The organism is Enterobacter sp. BNK-8, from assembly GCF_048685095.1.
In the GTDB taxonomy this organism is placed as follows: Bacteria; Pseudomonadota; Gammaproteobacteria; order Enterobacterales; family Enterobacteriaceae; genus Enterobacter; species Enterobacter quasiroggenkampii.
Genome location: NZ_JBLQTN010000001.1, coordinates 1,879,024 through 1,893,791, shown reverse-complemented (window position 1 = coordinate 1,893,791; position 14,768 = coordinate 1,879,024). Strand labels below are relative to the sequence as shown.

15 protein-coding genes are annotated in these 14,768 nt (G+C 56.9%); 9 read left to right on the top strand and 6 right to left on the bottom strand.

The annotated features are described in order from the left end of the window. The first annotated feature begins 17 nt into the window (after positions 1–17). Positions 18–998 carry a YdcK family protein gene (gene ydcK / locus ACMGGU_RS09110; RefSeq protein ID WP_223540484.1) on the top strand — a complete coding sequence of 327 codons (981 nt, stop codon included), beginning with the start codon at positions 18–20 and terminating at the stop codon, positions 996–998. On the opposite strand, the gene rimL is transcribed toward ydcK, so the two are convergent. The 4 genes from rimL to ACMGGU_RS09090 all read right to left on the bottom strand — a co-directional run bounded on the left by rimL (position 993) and on the right by ACMGGU_RS09090 (position 5,498). Continuing rightward, entirely contained in the window at positions 993–1,532 is a 540-nt protein-coding gene (rimL, locus tag ACMGGU_RS09105; RefSeq protein ID WP_063417384.1) for a 50S ribosomal protein L7/L12-serine acetyltransferase, read from the bottom strand. The genes ydcK and rimL overlap by 6 nt on opposite strands. A gap of 102 nt (positions 1,533–1,634) precedes the next feature. Then, positions 1,635–3,290 carry a glucan biosynthesis protein D gene (locus ACMGGU_RS09100; RefSeq protein WP_252073308.1) on the bottom strand — a complete coding sequence of 552 codons (1,656 nt, stop codon included), beginning with the start codon at positions 3,288–3,290 and terminating at the stop codon, positions 1,635–1,637. A gap of 242 nt (positions 3,291–3,532) precedes the next feature. Continuing rightward, entirely contained in the window at positions 3,533–4,306 is a 774-nt protein-coding gene (locus tag ACMGGU_RS09095; protein WP_420300457.1) for a transporter substrate-binding domain-containing protein, read from the bottom strand. Positions 4,307–4,328: 22 nt separating this feature from the next. After that, positions 4,329–5,498 (bottom strand): pyridoxal phosphate-dependent aminotransferase, encoded by a 1,170-nt coding sequence (locus ACMGGU_RS09090; protein ID WP_045910512.1) that lies wholly within the window; start codon positions 5,496–5,498, stop codon positions 4,329–4,331. 114 nt (positions 5,499–5,612) lie between these two features. Here ACMGGU_RS09090 and ACMGGU_RS09085 point away from each other — a divergent pair, with 114 nt between their 5' ends. After that, positions 5,613–6,455, top strand: coding sequence for a LysR family transcriptional regulator (locus ACMGGU_RS09085; protein ID WP_063621593.1), 843 nt, complete (start codon positions 5,613–5,615; stop codon positions 6,453–6,455). On the opposite strand, the gene ACMGGU_RS09080 is transcribed toward ACMGGU_RS09085, so the two are convergent. Further along, the gene (locus tag ACMGGU_RS09080; RefSeq protein ID WP_420300456.1) at positions 6,442–7,947 is read right to left on the bottom strand and encodes a carboxylesterase/lipase family protein; all 1,506 of its coding nucleotides are present in this window, start codon (positions 7,945–7,947) and stop codon (positions 6,442–6,444) included. The genes ACMGGU_RS09085 and ACMGGU_RS09080 overlap by 14 nt on opposite strands. Positions 7,948–7,990: 43 nt before the next feature. Then, positions 7,991–9,334, bottom strand: a complete 1,344-nt coding sequence (locus ACMGGU_RS09075) for a VOC family protein (RefSeq protein WP_420300455.1) — start codon at positions 9,332–9,334, stop codon at positions 7,991–7,993. A 527-nt stretch (positions 9,335–9,861) separates the two neighbouring features. On the opposite strand from ACMGGU_RS09075, the gene ACMGGU_RS09070 reads away from it, so the two are divergent. From ACMGGU_RS09070 to cydB, 7 genes are all read left to right on the top strand, one after another. Next, positions 9,862–10,047: a general stress protein gene (locus ACMGGU_RS09070; RefSeq protein ID WP_004150795.1), complete on the top strand. Its 186-nt coding sequence runs from the start codon at positions 9,862–9,864 to the stop codon at positions 10,045–10,047. Positions 10,048–10,141: 94 nt separating this feature from the next. Next, positions 10,142–10,636, top strand: coding sequence for a ferritin-like domain-containing protein (locus ACMGGU_RS09065; RefSeq protein ID WP_023311678.1), 495 nt, complete (start codon positions 10,142–10,144; stop codon positions 10,634–10,636). A gap of 23 nt (positions 10,637–10,659) precedes the next feature. Next, the gene (locus ACMGGU_RS09060) at positions 10,660–10,863 is read left to right on the top strand and encodes a hypothetical protein (RefSeq protein WP_013096662.1); all 204 of its coding nucleotides are present in this window, start codon (positions 10,660–10,662) and stop codon (positions 10,861–10,863) included. A gap of 25 nt (positions 10,864–10,888) precedes the next feature. Continuing rightward, entirely contained in the window at positions 10,889–11,395 is a 507-nt protein-coding gene (locus ACMGGU_RS09055; RefSeq protein ID WP_014883791.1) for a ferritin-like domain-containing protein, read from the top strand. Between the two features lie 17 nt (positions 11,396–11,412). After that, the gene (locus ACMGGU_RS09050; protein ID WP_008502274.1) at positions 11,413–12,285 is read left to right on the top strand and encodes a manganese catalase family protein; all 873 of its coding nucleotides are present in this window, start codon (positions 11,413–11,415) and stop codon (positions 12,283–12,285) included. 67 nt (positions 12,286–12,352) lie between these two features. Beyond that, positions 12,353–13,756 carry a cytochrome ubiquinol oxidase subunit I gene (locus ACMGGU_RS09045; RefSeq protein ID WP_045910508.1) on the top strand — a complete coding sequence of 468 codons (1,404 nt, stop codon included), beginning with the start codon at positions 12,353–12,355 and terminating at the stop codon, positions 13,754–13,756. Next, entirely contained in the window at positions 13,756–14,766 is a 1,011-nt protein-coding gene (cydB, locus tag ACMGGU_RS09040; RefSeq protein ID WP_420300454.1) for a cytochrome d ubiquinol oxidase subunit II, read from the top strand. The genes ACMGGU_RS09045 and cydB overlap by 1 nt, the downstream gene beginning before the upstream one ends. The last annotated feature ends 2 nt before the right edge of the window (positions 14,767–14,768 follow it).

The following is a 14,768-nucleotide window of genomic DNA, read 5'->3' as shown; positions in this document are numbered from 1 at the left end:
TTATCAGAGACATGAAGATGAACAAATATCGCCTTAGCGACGAGACCCGCCTCTGGCAATGGAAAAACGGCGAAACCACCCACGCCACCACGCTGCGGCAGATTATCGCCACGGCGGACTTTAACGACGTGACAGTCGGCACGAGAGGCGGCTGGATTGACGATGAGCGCGCCCTCGCGCAGGACGGCGACTGCTGGATCTACGATGAAAACAGCGTGGTGTTCGCGGGTGCAGTCGTCTCCGGCAACGCGCGTCTTACCCTTCCGTGCATCATTAGCCATAACGCGCATATCGGCGACAGCTGCTGGCTGGACGGCGCAGAGGTCAGCCACGGGGCGCGAATAAGTGACAACGTCACCATTCAGCAATCCTGCGTACGGGGCGAGTGTCATATCTCCGGCGACGCGCGCGTGCTGCATCACAGTGTTGTCATTGCCGCCAAAGGGCTGACGCCGGACCATGAACAGATCCTGCAAATCTACGACAAGGCGACGGTGAGCCAGTCGCGGATTGTGCACCAGGCGCAAATCTACGGCGAGGCGATGGTCAATTTTGCCTTTGTTGAACACCGGGCCGAGGTCTTTGACAACGCGATCCTGGAGGGTAACGAACTCAACAACGTCTGGGTGTGCGACTGCGCAAAAGTCTATGGTAACGCCCGCGTGATAGCCGGGTTTGACGACGATGCCATCCCCACGGTGCGCTATAGCTCTCAGATTGCGGAGAATGCCGTGGTCGAAGGCAACTGCGTCATTAAGCATCACGTCCTGATTGGCGGGCAGGCCTGGCTGCGCGGCGGGCCAATCATGCTGGATGATAAAGTGGTGATCCAGGGGCGCGCGCGCATCAGCGGAGATGTGCTTATCGAACACCGGGTTGAAATCACCGACGATGCGGTCATTGAAGCGTTTGCCGGCGAGAGCATTCACCTGCGCGGCGAAAAAGTGATTAATGGCGACCAGCGCATCACCCGCACGCCGCTGCTGGGCGCGTTATAGGGTATAGATCCGGCCGTAGATATTGACATCGTCAAAGCGGCCATTCAGGTATTCCGCTTCCCGCAGGCACCCTTCCAGCGTAAAACCGTTGCGCACGGCAACGCTGTTGCTGTGCTGATTCGCCACCCGACACTTGATCACAAAACGACGGATCTCACCGCGTTCAGCGTAGTAGCGCATAAACGCCTGCAGTGACTGAGAGAGAATGCCCTGACCCTGGTGGGCTTCATCCAGCCAGTAGCCGATGTAGCCGGCTTTGTTGGTCGGTTCAATGGTGTTGAACGACAGGACGCCAACCAGCGCATCATCCTTGAAGATCAGAAACATTTTGGCGTAGCCGCGCTGGTGCAGCATCTGGTTACTCTGCACGTTGCGGCGGGTATCCTCTTCGCTGCCCACGTGCTGCGCCCAGTCAAAGGCGGTTTGCAGAAAGGCTCTGTTTTTGACGACGAGATTGTGCAGGTCGGCGGTGTAGCGCTCTTCGACGGAACGTAGTTCGATGTGTTGTGAAACGGGGATGATTTCAGATGTCATGGTGCCTCGTCATCGCCCGGTGGCGCTGCGCTTACCGGGCCTACAGTACTGAAACGTAGGCCGGGTAAGGCGAAGCCGCCACCCGGCACAATCCCACAAAAGTTAACGCATTACCCGGTCGTCAACATACTGACGTTTATCCGGCGCTGGCGGGAAATACTGGTACAGCCAGGTTTCGCTGATGGCATCGCCCTGGCAGCGCAGGAACAGGCGCATATCCACCGGTTCCGTCGAATCCGACGTTGGGTACCAGTCAAACAGAATGCGATAGCCGTCAAACGGCTCAACGTAGAGGATCTCTACCTGCTTCGCTTCACCGCTGGAGAGCGTAATCACCGGCTCGATGCCTTTTGGCGCAGCAGCCTTCAGGTCGCCGCCGACGAAGTCGATGGCAAAGCGACGGGCCCACACTTTCGGGTAGTTTTCGCCCGGTGCCCAGCCTTCCGGGAAGCCGCCCATGCCGGTGCGGGTGGCGTAGACGTTGGCCAGCGGGGAGCGCACCGGCGGCATCGCGCTCCAGTAGAGGCGATATTTGAAGTCCAGCTCGTCGCCCGCTTTGACGGCTTTTTCCGGCTGCCAGAAGCAGACCACGTTATCCAGCGTTTCACCGGTGGTCGGGATCTCCATCAGGCCAACCGCGCCTTTACCCCAGTCGTTACGCGGTTCCACCCACAGGCTTGGACGCTTGTTGTACCAGCCCATCACGTCCTGATAGTGCGAGAAATCGCGATCGAGCTGCAGCAGACCGAACCCTTTCGGGTTTTTGTCCATATAGGCATTGAACTGCAGCTTCTGCGGGTTGTTCAGCGGACGACAGATCCACTCCCCGTTGCCGCGCCACATCGCCAGGCGGTCGGAGTCATGGATTTGAGGGTGAATAGTGTCACACATGCGGCGTTCGTTATTGCCGCAGCTGAACATGCTGGTCATCGGCGCAATGCCGAGCTGCTTGATGTCCTTACGCGCGTAGAGGTGGTTTTCCACATCCATGATCACCTGGCTCTTCTCGCAGTGGATCACGAATTTATAGGCACCCGTGATGCTCGGGCTGTCGAGCAGCGTATAGACGGTAAAGGTTGTGTCGCCGGGCTTGACGGTCTCAAACCAGAAGGAGGTAAAGTCCGGGAACTCTTCCGGCGTGTCGGTGAAGGTATCTACCGCCAGGCCGCGGGCGGAAAGGCCGTACTGGTAAGTGTCATCCACCGCGCGGAAATAGCTCGCGCCCAGGAAAGAGACGATATCGCGACGCGCCAGCTCCGGCGCCTTAAACGCGCGGAAGCCCGCAAAGCCGAGATCGCTTTGCCCTTCCAGCTGTTTGGTATCCACTCCCGTTTCACCGTAGCTGAACAGCTCCGGACGGAAGTGGATCTCGCGCGCCATAGAGGTGGACTGGTCCAGCGAGAACATCCGCACGCGACGGCGGAACCCCATTCCCATATGGAAGAACTGCACGTCCAACTGACGCCCTTCAATGTTGTTCCACAGTGACTGCTTTTCATCGTAGCGGATGGCGTTGTACGCCTGCGGCGTCATCGTGGCCAGCGTCTCCGGCAGCGGGCGCGGCGCACCACCCCACGGGGTTTTCGCCAGGTCATGCGCCATGGATTGCAGGACGGAGAAGTCAAAACGACGGCTCTGGCCGTCAGCAATGTCAGAGTCAGCAGCGTAAGCCGCTTTGGAAAACAGGGAAGCAAGGCCGGATGTGCCGCTCAGGGCTGCCACTGCCAGCGAGCCTTTTAGAAAACGTCTGCGATTCATGCCTGGAAAAACGTCCTTATGGTCGTGTGAATGTGTTTCGCGCTCGGCGAAATGACGGCAAGAAAGAACGCACAGCCTAAACAAAAATGGTTAAGAATCCAATTGTTGGCCGGTAATTATCTGAACAAAGTGAGAAATATTTTCTGTCGACCAGAACGGCCCGAAAGTGGTGTAAAGAAAGCCTGGAAAATGTGTATAAAAATGCCCCGTCAGGACATCAGCTGACGGGGCGAATGAGGCGGTTATTTTACGCTGACATCGATACCCGGGAAGTACTTATCAGCGAGTTTGGCGATCGTGCCGTCGGCACGTACTTTATCAATTGCGGCATCAAGCTGCTTTTTGGTGGCCTCGTCACCTTTACGCAACCCAAAGCCGATCCCACTGCCGAGGATAGTGTCGTCAGACACCGGTTTGCCGATGAAACCAAACCCTTTTCCCTGCGGCTTGCTGAGGAAACCTGCCTGCCCGGCCGCGGACATGACCAGCGAGGCGTCGATACGGCCATTCAGCAGATCGCCCCAGGCCATATTCTGATCTTTATACGACACCACGGTGACACCCTGCTTTTCCCAGTGCTCTTTGGCATAGGTTTCCTGAATGGATCCCTGCAGCACGCCGATGGTTTTCCCCTTCAGCCCTTCTGGCGTCGCCTCAACCGCCGTGCCGGCCTTGCCGACCAGCTGCGACGGAATACGGTAAATCGGCTGGGTAAAATCAATGCTCTTGCGGCGCTGCTCGGTGATATTCATCGCCGAGTTGATGGCGTCGAATTTCTTCGCCACCAGGCCCGGGATCAGCGCATCAAACGAGGTTTCCACCCAGCTGCACTTCAGCGCTGCCGCTTTGCAGATGGCATTCCCCAGCTCAACGTCAAACCCTTCCAGTTCGCCTGCCGTATTGCGGCTTTCAAACGGCGGATACTCGGCTTCCAGACCGTAACGCAGCTCGGACGCCGCGAAGGAGGAAAAGGTACACAGCAATCCCATGCCGACAACTAGCGCGCGTATTTTCATCTCAAACTCCTCAGAGCCTATCTCAGCGTGGTTTAACCCGACACAGGGCTTGGGCACCTGCCCGTAACGTCGCCTCATCTTTCGCAAAAGAGAGACGAATCAATTTATTATCCGTACCGTCCGCATAAAACGCCGACAGCGGAATGGTAGCTACACCGTACTCAACGATCAGCCGTTTCACCAGCTCGCTGTCGCGCTCGTTGCTGAATTGGCTGTAGTCCGCCAGCATGAAGAACGATCCGGCGCTGGGCAGCAGCGTGAACGGCGAATCGGCCAGCAGACTCTGCAGCAGATCGCGCTTGCGCTGGTAAAACGCCGACAGCGACAGCCAGGTTTGCGGGTCGACCATATGTTCAGCAAACGCGTGCTGCATTGGCGTATCGGCAGAAAACATTAAAAATTGATGGACTTTACAAATCTCGTCCATCAGCACCGCCGGTGCAACACAGTAACCCACGCGCCAGCCGGTGACGTGATAGGTTTTTCCGAAAGAGGAAATAATCACGCTACGCTCCGCCAGCTGCGGGTGCGTGGCCATCCCGTGGTGCGGCTCACCGTCAAACACCACGTGTTCATACACTTCGTCAGACAAAATAATGATGTCGGTATTGCGCGTCAGCGCCGCCAGCTGCTGCAGGTCGTTGGCTGAAAAAACCTGGCCGCTCGGGTTGTGCGGCGTATTGATGATGATCATGCGCGTGCGCGGGGAGATGGCAGCCCGGACTTCGTCCCAGTTGACGGCAAAATCCGGCACGGTGAGCTTGATGGCAATCGGCGTTGCCCCCTGCAGACGGACAATCGGCGCGTAGCTGTCAAATGACGGCTCAAAGTAGATCACCTCATCACCCGGGTGCACCAGCCCGCTGATTGCCGAATAGAGCCCTTCGCTGGCGCTGGCGGTCACCAGCACCTCGCTGGCCGGGTCATACCGCGTGCCGTATAGGGTGGCAATTTTATCAGCAATGCGCTCTTTGAGCGGCTGCAGACCGGTCATCGACGCATACTGGTTATGCCCCGCCTCCATTGCGCGGGTAACGCCCGCAACAAGCTTCGGGTCGCAGGAAAAATTCGGTGCGCCCTGAGAAAGGTTAATCGCGTTATGCTGCGCCGAGAGCTGGCCGATAACGGTAAAAATGGTGGTGCCCACATCGGGCAGTTTAGAGCGCGTTTGCACTGGCGTTCGTAAAGTCATCCTCTTTCCCTTCTCATGGACATTGCATAACTATTCAAACAACATCTCTGTTGTCGGGACAATCGAATTGTTGTCATAATAGCCATGAGAAAAATGCATAGCTGAGGTGTTTCCATGTCGCGCCGTTCGCTCCCGCTCAATGCCATCGACGCATTTTTAGTCACCGCGCGTCACCTGAATCTGACCCATGCTGCCGCAGAACTTTGCCTGACGCAGGGGGCCGTGAGCCGCAAAATAGCCTCCCTTGAAGCGTGGTTTGGCTTTCCGCTTTTTGAACGCCACGCACGCGGCCTGCGTCTCTCTTCGCAGGGCAGCGCCCTGCTCCCGGAACTGCAGTCTGCTTTCGAACACTTGCTGACCGTGGCCGACCAGGCCCGCAGCCAGCAGACCGTGATCCGGCTTAAGGCGCCCACCTGTGCCATGCGCTGGCTGGTGCCGCGCCTGCTGGAGGTGGAGCGTGAGCAGCCGGATCTGCAGATCGCCCTGACCACCACCACCGATCACAACGTCAATTTCAAAACCGAATCTTACGACGCGGCCATCGTGTTCGGCACACACATGAGCGCAGGCGACCTGCTGTTCGAAGAGGCGCTCACCCCGGTGATAAGCCCGGTACGGGCGGGTGCAGCGCTGGGATCGCTGACGTTCCTGCACCCCACAAGGGATAAGACAGACTGGTCGCTGTGGCTGACGAAACAGGAAGGTCCGGGCTTTGCCATGCACAAAAATCAACACTTCGACACGATGGATCTCGCCATCACGGCCGCCATTCAGGGGCTGGGCGTGGCCATTGCCGACGAAACGCTGGTGGCCGAAGATGTCCGCGCGGGAAGACTGATGAGGCCTTATGAAACCAGCATAAAAACCGGCGCGAGCTACCGGCTGGTGCTGCGCGAAACGCCAGGGGAGGAAAATGGACTGGCGGCGTTTCGCGCCTGTTTGCTTAATCGAGGCTGACGTGGTGCTTCATTACCCGTTTGAAGAGGCTCATGCGGGCGCGCATAAAGCGGTTTTCAAGCCGGAATCCTGCATGTTTATTCACACCAATGCGTAACAAAACGTCCCGCCCTTTTCGGCATGCGGGCCAGTGCGTCGGCCCTGGCAGGATCTCACGAGGCCCTGCGTCTCGCGCAAAGCTCACCCAGTAATCGGCCACGTGGGCAGCAAACTGTAAATCCCGTTCGTTGACATACTGGCGTGAAGGCTCCACCTGGCCGAGGGTATCGAAGACGTAGGGCACTTCATTGCCGTGCCAGGCGCCGTTAATATAGGTGGTATGTTCTGCTTCCGCGACATAGTCAAACCAGTAACGCCAGCACAGTCCGCCGACGCGCTGCTGCGCCTGCATCACGACATAGCCCATCGTGGTGAACGCCATGTCACGGCACACCTGCCTGCCCAACTCCTCATCACCTTTGACGCCCGGATAGAGCAGCTTAATCAGCCCCAGCCCGAAGCGCCGCTCCCGGCGGAGCTTCTGGATTTGCCCGGCGAGATCGATGCCAAACACCGCCATCACGCTGGCCTCATCGCTGTTCGACCCAATCATCACCGGTACGGGATGCTGGCGGGCAGCGAAAAAGACGTCCAGCATCGCTTCGGGCAGAACGCAGTCCCCAACGATGGGCGCCGGGGCGACGTTCAGCGGCGCGGTGAGCGGCCAGAACGCGTCCGGCGGAATGGCGCGCAGCTGTTCAGCAGTCGCCTTCTCCAGGCCAAAATGGGCGGCCAGCGCCTCCCCTTTTTGCAGCGCCTGTTCACGCGGCGTGTCCGGCAAGGTATACCCGCTTTGCACAATCGCCTTGTGGAACAAGCCAGCCGCCAGGGGCGATGCCATCAGAGAGAGTACGCTGCGCGCACCGGCGGATTCGCCAAACAGGGTCACATTGCCAGGATCGCCACCAAATGCGGCGATATTCTCCCTAACCCATTCGAGGGCCGCGATCTGATCCAGCAGGGCAAAATTATGCACCACGCGATCTTCCTCGCCTTCCAGCGCGGGATGGGCGAAAAAGCCGAGATGGCCGAGACGGTAGTTAATCGTGACCACAACCACCCCGCGTGTGGCCAGCGATTTGCCGTTATAAGGCGGCAGACCGCCTGCACCAATCGTAAACCCGCCCCCGTGCAGCCAGACCATAACCGGAAGCGCCCCGGCGCGCTCTTTGGGGGACCAGACGTTCAGATAAAGACAGTCTTCCGAGAACTGACCGGGATCGCCCCCGCCCAACTCCTGACAATATTCGCTGCTTTGCCAGCTTGAGGCCGAAAAGGCGGTGGCCTCGCGAACGCCATCCCACGGTTCAGGGGGCCGCGGGGAGCGCCAGCGCCACTCGCCCACGGGCGGTGCGGCGTAGGGAATGCCGCACCAGACGTGGACATTTTCATCGGTTAAACCAGACAGTGCGCCCTGGCGCGTTTCAACCACAGGGGCGGAAGGATTTTGCATAACGACCTTATTTTTTCCATCACACCCCAGCAGAGTAACGATTTCAGAGCAAACCGCAACGCTGTTTGCTGCGGGTTTCAGCCTCCTGGTAGAGCGTGAACTCGTCATACACCGGGCAGCCCAGCGCGTCTTCAAACGCATCGCGGCTGGCGTTGCCGTGGCTACGGGCCTGGGTTTCATTCCCGAGATTGGACTGGAATATCCCGGCGGCGCTAACCGGGAGGAAATCTTCGTAGGTGATCGGCTGAGCGACCACCCATCCGCGCTCGATTAGCGGCTGCGGATCATCGCCCGGCCGGAACGCATGGCGATGCGCTTCACCCGCAGGCGTCAGACGGTAGCGGAAATACGCCAGATCCTGACGGCGCATTAGCAGTTCACTGTCCGGGAAGGCGCTAAAGATCTCCCGCAGATGCAGCTGATGCGTCAGGTTATCTTTGCCGGTACCGGCCTGGGAAAGCAGGCTATCGTACAGTTCACGCCCTTTCGGGGTCAGCGCCACGCCGCGCTGCTCAATCTCACCGAAGCGCGCAGTGTGGGTGCCCTTATGTTCCCCGGCAAACAGCACCGGCTCTTCCAGGGCTTTAAAGCTGGTTTGACGCAGCAGGACGGGCACCTCGCGACGCGGCGGCCCTTCAATCAAAATTTTCGGCTCGATACCGTACTTCGGCATCAGCTCCTGCACCCGATCAATATCCAGCGTGCGCGGCGTGAGGTGGTTAATATGGCAGCCCGGGAAGCAGACCACATCGGCAATCAGGCGATGCTCGTTATGCAGCGCCTGATAGGTTTCCTGATCGACCGTCGCATGACGGTGCCAGCGGAAGGTTTCCAGCGCTTCCTGCACAAACTCGTGCGCCTGTTCGTCAGTAAACTGCCCCTCAGATTCATACAGATCGAGCAGCGCCAGGCAGCGCGGGGTAAAGATGTTTCGGTGAGAGAGGATTTTCGCCGCCCGTTCGCGCAGCGCGACGTTGTCAATCAGCTCAAGGCGCAGCAGCGACGTAAAGATACGGAACGGATTACGGCACAGCGCCGCATCATCGATCGGGCGAAACGCCGTTGAGTGGACCGGCACCCCCGCCTGGGAGAGATCGTAATAGCTGACCGGGTACATCCCCATAATGGCAAACATACGACGCAGGGTTGAAAGTTCATGTGCTGTGCCAACGCGGATCGCCCCGTGACGCTCCACGTTCAGGCGCGCAAGCTCATCGGCGTTTGCCATTTGTTCATGTAATAGTGGGTTATTTTCCAGCACCGCCAGGTTTACGTCCGCAACCAGTTCGAGCAAGGTGCCATACTGCGGAACTTCCTGCTGGTACATCGCCGACATAGCCTGCGAAAAGTGTTCCCGAATGTCATCAGCCGTGATGGTGTTCGCCATGATGTCATGCCTCCAGTGAATATTACCTGGAGTGTAGAGAAACCCGTTCCTTCCGGGGGGAAGAATTTCTGATTTGTGATCTTAAGACGACAGTGGTCAAACCGTGTGCTACATGCCTCTGAACGAGCCTTAACGAAACCGCCCTTTCAACCTGAACGCTTTTATCCAGGATTTTCCTTATAATTATTTAGGGTTCCGCTTGCTAGCTATAAAGGAGTATTTTTTGCTTTTTTCCTGACTGCAAATTAACCAATTTGAGTGCGCCATTATTTTTTCCTCACCTTTCAAATTTTTAGTTCGAAGTTAGGATTAATCCGAATGGTTGTTTACAAGTCCCTCCTGCCTATCCATATTTCCATTTTAAGCGAAGCGTAAATTTACAAATATTTAAAAATAACGCAGCCGCAAATAGCAAAACGCATTTGACGGATGACGCACAGCGACTAGAGTTATTACTCGAACGACGAGTGATACGGAATATTTTCGTATCGTACTGACATAACCAATATATGACTATGAGGTTTAATATGGCAGAGCATCGTGGTGGTTCCGGTAATTTCGCAGAAGACCGTGAAAAAGCATCAGAAGCTGGACGTAAAGGTGGCCAGCACAGCGGTGGTAATTTTAAAAACGATCCGCAACGCGCATCTGAAGCGGGTAAGAAAGGGGGACAGAACAGTCACGGCGGAGGCCGTAAGTCTGATAACTCCTGATCTTATTTAGTACTCTTTTAATAAAACCAGAGAGCATGCTGCGGGCTGAAAAGCTCGCAGTACCCTTTCATTATTTTACCGGAGCGTAATTATTATGAATATGAAAAGTGTTGAGGATGTATTTATTCATCTTCTATCGGATACCTACAGCGCAGAAAAGCAGCTTACCCGAGCGTTAAGTAAACTTGCCCGCGCCGCCTCCAGCGAGAAGCTGAGCGCCGCCTTTACCGCACACCTTGAAGAGACGCAAGGTCAGATTGAACGTATCGACCAGATCGTCGAGCAGGAAGACGGTATTAAGATCAAACGCATGAAATGCGTGGCGATGGAAGGCTTAATTGAAGAAGCCAACGAAGTTATCGAAAGCACGGAAAAAAATGAAGTGCGTGATGCCGCGTTAATTGCTGCTGCACAAAAAGTTGAGCATTATGAAATAGCCAGCTACGGTACCCTTGCCACATTAGCAGAACAACTGGGCTATAAAAAAGCCGTTAAACTTCTTGCCGAAACGCTGGAAGAAGAAAAAGAGACCGACCTTAAACTCACCGACCTGGCCGTTGGAAATATTAACCAAAAAGCGCAGAAATGACGCAATAACACAGGTTAAATAAAATGAGCATCAGTCCCAGGACAATTAAACGGTGCCATTTAACGGCAGCTATAATATGGTTCATACTCGCTATCCCTTCCGTAATATGGTGGAAGAACAGCGTGCTATGGGTCATTATCATCAGTATCTATGCCAATATTGTCGGCCATTTATCTGGCTACAGTGCCGCACGTGCCGATCAGGCTGCTGAAAGTGAGACCAAATAAGCGAACCCCTAATGAGGATACAATGATGAATCACGTAGAACACTACCATGACTGGCTACGCGATGCCCATGCAATGGAAAAGCAAGCCGAATCTATGCTGGAATCCATGGCCAGCCGTATCGATAATTATCCTGATGTTCGCGCCAGAATTGAACAGCATATTAATGAGACAAAACGGCAAATCACATTGCTGGAGGAAATCCTCGACCGTAATGATATTTCTCGTTCGGTCTTAAAAGACTCGATGAGCAAAATGGCGGCGCTGGGGCAATCCATCGGCGGCATGTTCCCTTCAGACGAAATCGTGAAGGGCTCGATCAGCGGCTATGTCTTCGAACAGTTTGAAATCGCCTGCTATACCTCCCTGCTGGCAGCGGCCAAAAAAGCCGGGGACACCGCTTCGATACCCGCTATTGAGACGATCCTCGCAGAAGAGCGCGAAATGGCCGACTGGCTGATTCGCCATATCCCGCAAACGACGGAACAGTTCCTGCTGCGCTCAGACGCATCGGGTGTCGAAGCGAAAAAATAATCCACAGGAGAGTGCCTATGTTTCGACACGTCAAACAGCTGCAATACACGGTTCGCGTCGCCGAACCGAATCCCGGCCTGGCCAACCTTTTACTGGAACAATTTGGCGGACCGCAGGGTGAACTGGCCGCCGCCTGCCGCTACTTTACGCAAGGGTTGAGCGATGACGATCCGGGCCGCAAGGATATGCTGATGGATATCGCGACCGAGGAGTTAAGCCACCTCGAAATCATCGGTACCCTGGTCGGTATGCTGAATAAAGGTGCCAAGGGCGCGCTGGCGGAAGGGGTGGAAAATGAGGCCGAGCTGTATCGCTCCATGACCGAAAACGGCAATGACAGCCACATCACCTCCCTGCTCTACGGCGGCGGTACCCCGCTCACCAACTCGGCGGGCGTGCCGTGGACGGCGGCCTACGTCGACACCATTGGCGAGCCGACGGCGGACCTGCGCTCAAACGTGGCGGCCGAGGCCAGAGCCAAAATCATCTATGAACGGCTGATCAACGTGACTGACGATCCCGGCGTTAAAGATGCCCTGGCGTTTCTGATGACGCGTGAGGCGGCGCATCAGCTCTCCTTTGAGAAGGCGCTGCAGTCCATCCGTAATAATTTCCCGCCGGGAAAACTGCCGCCAATCGAGGAATTCACCAACAAGTACTACAATATGTCTGAAGGTGGAGAGGTTCGCGGAAGCTGGAACAGCGATAAACACTTCGATTACGTTGAGTCCCCCCAGCCTGCGGTGGATGGCGGCGATGGCAGTGCCAGCGTCACGCTCACAACCGAGCAGGCAACCCTGGTCAAGGCGATGTCTGCCCGCACGAAATCCGATCCACATTCCGACCCGCTGACCGGTGCCGAGCTGGGTGCCGGAAAGACTAAACCGTAATCGGTTTGCCGGGCAGGCCTGAACTGCCCGGCAATTCGCGTGCCCCATCGTCTCAGAGGTACGGACCATGTTCGAACTCGATGCGTTTCATCTGGCCAGAATTCAGTTCGCTTTTACCGTCTCGTTCCACATCCTGTTTCCCGCGATCACCATCGGTCTCGCCAGCTACCTGGTGGTGCTGGAGGGCATGTGGCTGCGCACCAAAAACGACGTCTGGCGATCGTTGTACCACTTCTGGCTCAAGATATTTGCCGTTAACTTCGGCATGGGCGTCGTTTCCGGGCTGGTGATGGCGTACCAGTTTGGCACCAACTGGAGCGGGTTCTCCCAGTTCGCGGGCAGCATTACCGGCCCGCTTCTGACCTATGAGGTGTTAACCGCCTTCTTCCTGGAGGCCGGATTCCTTGGCGTTATGATGTTCGGCTGGAACAAGGTCGGCCCGGGGCTGCACTTCTTTTCGACCTGCATGGTGGCGCTCGGCACGCTGATGTCGACCTTCTGGATACTCGCCTCTAACAGCTGGATGCACACGCCACAGGGTTTTACTATCGAGAACGGCCAGGTGATCCCGCAGGACTGGCTGGCCATCGTCTTTAACCCCTCCTTCCCTTACCGTCTTATTCATATGGCTATCGCCGCGTTTCTGAGCAGCGCGCTGTTTGTCGGAGCATCGGGGGCATGGCATCTGCTGCGCGGTAACGATACGCCCGCCGTTCGCACCATGTTTTCGATGGCGATGTGGATGGCGCTGCTGGTCGCGCCCATTCAGGCGGTAGTGGGCGATATGCACGGCCTTAACACGCTTGAACATCAGCCGGCAAAAATTGCCGCGATTGAGGGTCACTGGGAAAATCCCCCCGGTGAAGCCACCCCGCTGCTGCTGTTTGGTCTGCCGGATATGGAGGAAGAGCGCACCAAATACGGCCTGGAAATCCCCGCGCTCGGCAGCCTGATCCTGACGCACAGTCTGGACAAGCAGGTCCCGGCGCTGAAAGACTTCCCGAAAGAGGATCGCCCAAACTCGACCATCGTTTTCTGGTCGTTCCGCGTGATGGTCGGGATGGGACTGCTGATGATTACCCTTGGTCTGGTCAGCCTCTGGCTACGCTATCGCCATCGACTTTACCACTCACGTCCGTTCCAGTGGTTTGCCCTCTGCATGGGGCCTGCCGGGCTGCTGGCGCTGCTTGCCGGCTGGGTGACAACCGAAGTGGGCCGTCAGCCGTGGGTCGTCTATGGCTACCTGCGCACCATCGACGCGGTATCGCTGCACAGTACCCTACAGATGAGCATCAGCCTGCTGGCGTTCTTCGTCGTCTACTCATCCGTGTTTGGCGTGGGCTATGTTTATCTCATCCGGCTGATTAAGAAAGGACCTCAGCCCGTCGATACGCTGACGTCAAACACCTCGGGCACGCCTGCCCGTCCGCTGTCTGCCGCTGAGTCTGTTCCGGAAGAGGAGAGAATCTGATGGGCGTCGATATCTCAGTGATTTGGTTTGCCATTATCGTGTTTGCCACGCTGATGTACATCATTATGGATGGCTTCGATCTGGGCATTGGCCTGCTGTTTAACTTCGTGGGCGATGCGAAAGAGCGCGATGTGATGGTCAACAGCGTAGCGCCCGTCTGGGACGGCAACGAGACCTGGCTGGTGCTCGGCGGTGCGGGGCTGTTCGGTGCGTTTCCGCTGGCCTACGCGGTGATTATTGATGCGCTGACGATCCCCCTCAGCGCAATGCTGATCGGTCTCATTTTTCGCGGCGTCGCCTTTGAGTTCCGCTTCAAAGCCACCCCCTCACACCGCCGGTTCTGGGACTACTCCTTTGCCGGCGGCTCCCTGCTCGCCACCTTTAGCCAGGGCGTGGTGGTGGGGGCGGTGATCAACGGCTTTGACGTGGAGGGCCGACGCTTTGTCGGCTCGGCGCTGGACTGGCTCACCCCCTTTAACCTTTTCTGCGGCATCGGTCTGGTCGTCGCCTACACGCTGCTGGGCACCACCTGGCTCATTATGAAAAGCGAAGGCGCGCTGCAACAACGCATGCGCGAGCTGACCCGCCACGTGCTGCTGGCGCTAATGGTGGTTATCGCGGTAGTCAGCGTCTGGACGCCGCTCGGTTGGCAGTACGTCGCCGACCGCTGGTTTACCCTGCCCAACTTCTTCTGGTTCCTGCCGGTTCCTCTGCTGGTCGGTATCTTCAGCGTGCTGATCTGGCGCCTGACCCGCAATCCGGACAGCCACTCTCGCCCTTTCCTGCTGACGTTGGGGCTGATTTTCCTCGGGTTTAGCGGGCTGGGCATCAGCCTCTGGCCAAATATTATTCCGCCACGCATCACCCTGTGGGAGGCCGCAGCCCCGCCTGCCAGCCAGCTGTTTATGCTGGTTGGGACGTTACTGATTATTCCAGTGATCTTGGTGTACACCGCCTGGAGCTACTACGTTTTCCGGGGCAAGGTCTCGGATACTGAAGGCTATCACTGAGG

What these genes read in the sequence shown, in the direction of transcription:
- ACMGGU_RS09075 (WP_420300455.1), bottom strand. Translation starts at nt 9,334, where the DNA reads ATGGCGAACACCATCACGGCTGATGACATTCGGGAACACTTTTCGCAG.
- ACMGGU_RS09060 (WP_013096662.1), top strand. Translation starts at nt 10,660, where the DNA reads ATGAGCATCAGTCCCAGGACAATTAAACGGTGCCATTTAACGGCAGCT.
- ACMGGU_RS09080 (WP_420300456.1), bottom strand. Translation starts at nt 7,947, where the DNA reads ATGCAAAATCCTTCCGCCCCTGTGGTTGAAACGCGCCAGGGCGCACTG.
- ACMGGU_RS09100 (WP_252073308.1), bottom strand. Translation starts at nt 3,290, where the DNA reads ATGAATCGCAGACGTTTTCTAAAAGGCTCGCTGGCAGTGGCAGCCCTG.
- rimL (WP_063417384.1), bottom strand. Translation starts at nt 1,532, where the DNA reads ATGACATCTGAAATCATCCCCGTTTCACAACACATCGAACTACGTTCC.
- ydcK (WP_223540484.1), top strand. Translation starts at nt 18, where the DNA reads ATGAACAAATATCGCCTTAGCGACGAGACCCGCCTCTGGCAATGGAAA.
- ACMGGU_RS09065 (WP_023311678.1), top strand. Translation starts at nt 10,142, where the DNA reads ATGAATATGAAAAGTGTTGAGGATGTATTTATTCATCTTCTATCGGAT.
- ACMGGU_RS09055 (WP_014883791.1), top strand. Translation starts at nt 10,889, where the DNA reads ATGAATCACGTAGAACACTACCATGACTGGCTACGCGATGCCCATGCA.
- ACMGGU_RS09045 (WP_045910508.1), top strand. Translation starts at nt 12,353, where the DNA reads ATGTTCGAACTCGATGCGTTTCATCTGGCCAGAATTCAGTTCGCTTTT.
- ACMGGU_RS09050 (WP_008502274.1), top strand. Translation starts at nt 11,413, where the DNA reads ATGTTTCGACACGTCAAACAGCTGCAATACACGGTTCGCGTCGCCGAA.
- ACMGGU_RS09070 (WP_004150795.1), top strand. Translation starts at nt 9,862, where the DNA reads ATGGCAGAGCATCGTGGTGGTTCCGGTAATTTCGCAGAAGACCGTGAA.
- ACMGGU_RS09095 (WP_420300457.1), bottom strand. Translation starts at nt 4,306, where the DNA reads ATGAAAATACGCGCGCTAGTTGTCGGCATGGGATTGCTGTGTACCTTT.
- ACMGGU_RS09085 (WP_063621593.1), top strand. Translation starts at nt 5,613, where the DNA reads ATGTCGCGCCGTTCGCTCCCGCTCAATGCCATCGACGCATTTTTAGTC.
- ACMGGU_RS09090 (WP_045910512.1), bottom strand. Translation starts at nt 5,498, where the DNA reads ATGACTTTACGAACGCCAGTGCAAACGCGCTCTAAACTGCCCGATGTG.
- cydB (WP_420300454.1), top strand. Translation starts at nt 13,756, where the DNA reads ATGGGCGTCGATATCTCAGTGATTTGGTTTGCCATTATCGTGTTTGCC.